This is a genomic window from Microcoleus sp. LEGE 07076 (genome assembly GCF_015207455.1).
GTDB lineage: Bacteria > Cyanobacteriota > Cyanobacteriia > Cyanobacteriales > Microcoleaceae > Microcoleus.
In genome coordinates this window covers 1-5,386 of record NZ_JADEWV010000303.1, presented here as the reverse complement: position 1 = coordinate 5,386, position 5,386 = coordinate 1, and the positions used below count along the sequence as shown (strand labels likewise).

Genomic DNA, 5,386 nt, shown 5'->3' with positions numbered 1-5,386 from the left:
AGTTGGTAGTTGGCAGTTGGTAGTTGGTAGGGGCGGTGCCAAGAGTACCCGCCCTCTTAGTTATTAGTTAACAGTCAACAGTCAACAGTCAACAATTCCCCATTCCCCATTCCCCATTCCCCATTCTCCATTCTCCATTCCCAAGAACTAATGACTAAGGACTAATCGCCCCGGTTTGATGCTGTATACTGCACAATTAACAATTCAAAAATCTCCAATCTGGGATTTGACATCTACCTATAGAATGATGCAACGACAAATTTCTTCCCTGTCTGGATTTCGCTCTTTTGACAAAACTCTGGCGGAAACTCCTAGGAAACAGTCGCGTCCGATACACCGGGCGATCGTATTAATGCTGGTGGCAACAGGTTTACTGAGCCTGCACGCTAGTAGGCTGGTGGAATTGCAACTGGTACAAGGAAAGCAAAACCGGGAACGAGCCGAAAACAATCGTGTTCGCCTGGTGCCAATGCCGGCGAATCGCGGACACATTGTCGATCGCCAAGGCAAGCTGCTAGCGGCAAACAATTTAGCTCGATCGGTATATTTGTGGCCCAAAGAACAAACGCCGGAACAGTGGAAAGCCACAGCAGAAAAGTTGAGCCCGTTGATTAAAATACCGGCGAAAGAAATTTTAACAAAAATCAAACAGGTCGATCCTCTATCATACAGACCGGTGCGGATCAAGCAAGCGATGCCACCAGAGGTGTTTGTACCGCTAGCAGAACAGGTCGGACAAATACGCGGTGTGGAAGTGCGGCCAGAAGCGAACCGCTACTATCCCGAAGGCAGTTTGGCGGCTCACGTTCTAGGATATATTGGCGAAGCTACCGCAGCAGACTTGGAAGCTCACCCGGAATATCCGATGGGGATGATTGTCGGTCAGATGGGCATAGAAGCAAGTTCAAACAAGGAGATTGCGGGAGTTTGGGGCGATCGGCTGATCGAGGTAAATGCCCAAAATCAAGAATTGCGGCTGATGGGAAAGACACCCCCGAAACCGGGCGAGGCGGTGCAGCTAACCATCGACTTGTCCATGCAAAAAGCAGCGGAACAAGCCCTGGGGAACCGCCGGGGAGCAGTAGTCGCCCTGGATGTCAAAACTGGCGCGGTATTAGTTATGGCCAGCCACCCGACTTTTGACCCCAATCTGTTTACGCGAAAAATCACTAAGGATGACTGGGCAACTCTTCAACACGAGGAAGATCCATTTTTGAATCGGGCGATGCAAGGCTATCCCCCCGGCAGCACTTTTAAAATTGTGACTTCTGTCGCAGGTATCGAGTCAGGCAAGTTTTCGCCAGACTCTATTTTGGGTACTTCGTCTTACATTACGGTAGGGGGAATTGATTTTAACGAACACAGCGGGGGTTACGGCTACATCGGCTTTCGGGATGCCTTGGCTTTCAGCAGCAATACGTTTTTTTATCAAGTGGGGATGAGTAGCGGGCCGGAGCAAATTTCTAAGTGGGGACACCGCTTGGGAATTGGCAAGGATACGGATTTGCATCTTTTGGGACTAAGCGGCGGGCAGTACGGTCAAATCCCGACGCCGGAGGAGAAGGAGAAAATATACAAGGAACCTTGGTATGCGGGTGATACGGTAACGATGTCGATCGGTCAGGGGTTGGTGTTGGTGACTCCTTTGGAGGCGGCAGTGATGGTGAGTTCGATCGCTAACGGCGGCTATCGAGTCAAGCCGCATCTTTTGACTTCTATGACTGGCAAGCCTGAGACAAAACCAGTACCTACGGGGATGAAACCTTCGACAGTTCAGGTGGTTAAGGAAGGACTAATCGCGGTGGTTGCCGAGGGCACGGGACAGGGACTCAATGACGGTTCGATTCCGCTGACGGCGGGCAAAACTGGGACTTCGGAGGTGATCGGAGAGAAGGATCACTCGCTGTATGTGGCATTCGGGCCTGCTGACAAGCCAGAAATTGCGATCGCCGTGGTTGTGGAAAATGGGGGTTTTGGTTCTGTTGCCGCGGCCCCGATCGCGAAAGATGTATTTCAAGCTTATTTTGGGAAGTCGAAAACACCACCTAATCCTCAGTAATCTTGGGTTCGATCGTTCGGACTTTAGTCCTCATAATCATAGGACTAAAGTCCTCACTATAAACCTCGTTGATGATGACTAATTCAGTCGCATAAATATTGTAGCTTTGCGAATTCCTGTTATTTCTCCCGTACTGGTGACAGTGAGCGATCGCAAATGGTCAAACAACGGTCTCGCCGAAAGTTCAATTAACCTCAACAGCGGGATTTGTTTTTCCCAAATTGCCCTGCTGGAGGGCCAGTCTAAATAAAAATAGCCGTCGTTAGCTGGCGGCAGCGGTTCGATGCTGATTTGAAAGTCTCTATCGGCCACCAAAGAGCCTGTTTCTGCCGCTTTGAGTGCTGCATCCATTGCTTCTACTGAGGTGGTAAAAATTTGGTATTTGCCGACTGTGGCTCGGACTCCTTTTGCCTCGGTTTCGATCGCACTTTTGCTTTGATTTTTTTTACCATAATTCGAGTTCGTTGTCAATTGCGTCCAAGCGGTAATTTTCTGGTCTCTGAGAGTAAAGTTGCCGATGCTGTATTCTTTGCTGCGGGCAATTTCATCGAGTTGGTCGATCGCCTTTTGAGAATCAGCAGATGTTTCGGCGGCAAAAATCCAGTCGGCACTATTTGACGCACTCGGAACCACTGCTAAAGCGTATTCTCCTTGTACCCACTTAAATATATCCTGTGGCAAATTGACGCCCCAAACTTGCTGAATATCTGCCAGGGTGCGATCGACTAATTTTGAGACTTCTGCGTTAGCTGACACCGCCGATGACAAATCAGTCCAAAAATTCCTTAAATCGGTGCTGGCGACAACGAAAGGACTGGCTGAGGGTATGTACTGCAAGGCTTGCACTGGTGCGGAGAGTGTGGGAATTGCTGTTTTGTCTCGCGATGTCACCAAAGCAGTTTGGGCCAGCAATCCCCGTCGGTTGACTCCGACAGTAACTGCGAGGGAATTGGGGGAAACTGGGAGATTTTGCGGCGTTGCTGGCTGCGGGAGATTGACAAAAGCTAAAGCTATTCTGCCTTGATTTAACTGCTGTAAAGCTTTTTGATAGTTAGGACTGTTGTTGAGATTCCCGTTGGCTGCAGCAACGTTATTAATGGCATCTCGAAGTAGATCTCGACTGCTGGCAAATAAAACAAAATTTAGGTTATTTCCCGAATCAGAAGTACCGCCGACTGTCGCCGTCGCGAAGCTAGTCGGCAAAGTTGAATTTGGCAGATAAAGCCGGTTTAAAGGCAAAATTAAAGCTGGTTTTTCGGGGGTTGCAGGGGATTTTTTGTAATTGAGTTGGATGCCTTTATATAGTTCCGACTGCACTGTTTTACCGGCACGAGATTGTTTTTGCCAGTAGGATTCGAGAAATTGTTGGCTGCGATCGGCATTTTGGGAAGAAACCGCCAGCAAAAACCCCGTTTGTTGGCCGTTGCTGCTGTCGCGATCGACATCTGCCTTTGTCAGGGCCAGAGTAATTTCGTCACCTATCCAAGGTTGGATATCTCGACTGTAATCCAGCCCAGTATTGGCGAGGAGGCTTTTTTTGATTCGTTCAAATTCAGCGTGCGCGAGGCTTCTTTCTTCGGGAGTGGCAAAAACTTGCCGCAATGCTTCGAGGCGATCGGGATTTACCAGCATTGAAGCTAAAAAAGGTGCTTCTTTCGAGACAAACACAGCCGCAGCCGGAGTCGTTGTCGGCCCGCCGGCGAGCAAATTTAGGGGAGTTTTGGTTGACAGCCAGTAAAAACCGCCTGCACTCAAGGCTAAGAGTGCCAAAACGCCAGCAATGAGGAAAGAAAAGAACGATCGCAGATTCATACAACAAGGACTAATGACCACAGTCTACTATTAACTACAGTAGCGCATGACCGTAGCTATTGACACCTGCAAAATATAGAGGCGGTGTCTGTGAGAAACCGCCCCAATATTGACAGGCTATTACCCGTCAGTTTAGTTTTTTCTAAGTCAATGATTGTGCCAATCTAGCCATCAGTTCTTCAATGGACAATTGAGGCAAGTCTGCCAACAGCGATGATAAATTGTCTGGAGATAAAGCCAGCAAATCATGGATAATACCAGCCCAAATTTCAGATGACTGTTCCGCTTGAGGGAAAGATTTTTTCAAAACACTTTCAGCTAACAAATATTGGACTTGTTGGTCTTCATTCTGTCCCGCAGGCAGAGTAGATAATTGCACTAACAGCAAGGTAAAATCGGCAATATGCAAGCTCGAAATCGGTAGAATTAATGCGCTAGTTCGTGGGTCTAACTCCCCAAATCTAACTTGCAAAAAACTCTCCAAAATCATCCGCTGTCTTTCTTCCCTGCCTTGTTGTTGTGCAGCTTCTAAATGTTGTTGAAAAAGAGGTGCAATCGCCATAACTAACTCCTGATCTTCATCATCCCCTGCGGGAATAGGTGGTGTATTCGCTTGCAAATTTGCCTGCAAGATGTACAATAATTGTAGCGCGTTAGTTCGGAGTGGATTATCGACAGGCAAAGCACTTAGTTCGGCGATCGCCCCTTGCTGTACCCGCCCGCGGCCCAACATCCGCAACCACATAGTCTCGGGACTTCTCGGTAGCTGGTGAATCGCGATTAGTCCGACTCTCCAAACCTCAGTTAAAAAATAAACTCCTTTCCCCCAGCCCTCGGACTCTTCGGGAACCCGAAAACCAAAACTGTCCAATAAAAGTTCCGAAGCAGTGGGAGTTAAAATCCACAACCTCGGCAATTGTCTTTCTTCTAAACGCTGGTCTTCTCGATTAGTCTACCGCCCCAGTTTAGCCCTACTATTTAATAGTTTTACCACACAACTGAAGATTCCCTCAGTATTAACCGGATTGCGAAACGGCTCAATGACAGCTACAGTAGCAGCCATCTTACCCAATAAACCCAAACTCTGAACATATTCGCCCTCAAAAGAAGTTGGTTGAAACCAGACATCAATTTCTCTGACTTCAGCGGTGACATCTTTGCTGGTTTCTACTTCTCCCAGAGGCGACAATAACTCTTGCAGGTATTCTTTAGCAAACTGGTCGTGGGGAAACTTAGTCATCCGATTTTAGATTTTAGATTTTAGATTTCAGATTTAGAAGCAAGTTGTCTACCACCGCAAGCCTCGCGCATCGGAAAAATCGGCATCTAGAACCGCCCCCGGATCGAATACAGCACCAGTTAAATCAGCCTTTCTAAACGAGGTTACCGACAATTGTTCTATCTGTTCAACCGCGATAAAAAAGCCGATCGCCGTTAACCCCATAATTACCCCAGAAACCAAAAATAAACCAATTCCCCTGAGAGTATCCCCGCCCAAAAAAGTCACAATACCGC

Annotated in this window: 4 protein-coding genes and 1 pseudogene; 1 reads left to right on the top strand and 4 read right to left on the bottom strand. The window is 47.9% G+C overall.

Features of this window, described 5'->3' with window-relative positions; all coding sequences use genetic code 11:
• The first annotated feature begins 247 nt into the window (after window positions 1-247).
• Window positions 248-2,059 (top strand): penicillin-binding protein 2, encoded by a 1,812-nt coding sequence (gene mrdA, locus IQ270_RS27780; RefSeq protein ID WP_228056765.1) that lies wholly within the window; start codon window positions 248-250, stop codon window positions 2,057-2,059.
• A 78-nt stretch (window positions 2,060-2,137) separates the two neighbouring features.
• On the opposite strand, the gene IQ270_RS27775 is transcribed toward mrdA, so the two are convergent.
• The 4 genes and pseudogenes from IQ270_RS27775 to IQ270_RS27765 form a co-directional block, all read right to left on the bottom strand.
• Complete coding sequence (locus tag IQ270_RS27775; protein ID WP_193976364.1) at window positions 2,138-3,871, bottom strand: DUF3352 domain-containing protein; 1,734 nt, start codon at window positions 3,869-3,871, stop codon at window positions 2,138-2,140.
• 142 nt (window positions 3,872-4,013) lie between these two features.
• Window positions 4,014-4,787, bottom strand: coding sequence for a hypothetical protein (locus IQ270_RS27770; protein WP_228056764.1), 774 nt, complete (start codon window positions 4,785-4,787; stop codon window positions 4,014-4,016).
• A 36-nt stretch (window positions 4,788-4,823) separates the two neighbouring features.
• Window positions 4,824-5,111 (bottom strand): hypothetical protein, encoded by a 288-nt coding sequence (locus tag IQ270_RS31560; RefSeq protein ID WP_228056763.1) that lies wholly within the window; start codon window positions 5,109-5,111, stop codon window positions 4,824-4,826.
• 48 nt (window positions 5,112-5,159) lie between these two features.
• A pseudogene (locus IQ270_RS27765) lies at window positions 5,160-5,386 on the bottom strand (hypothetical protein); the annotation flags it as partial.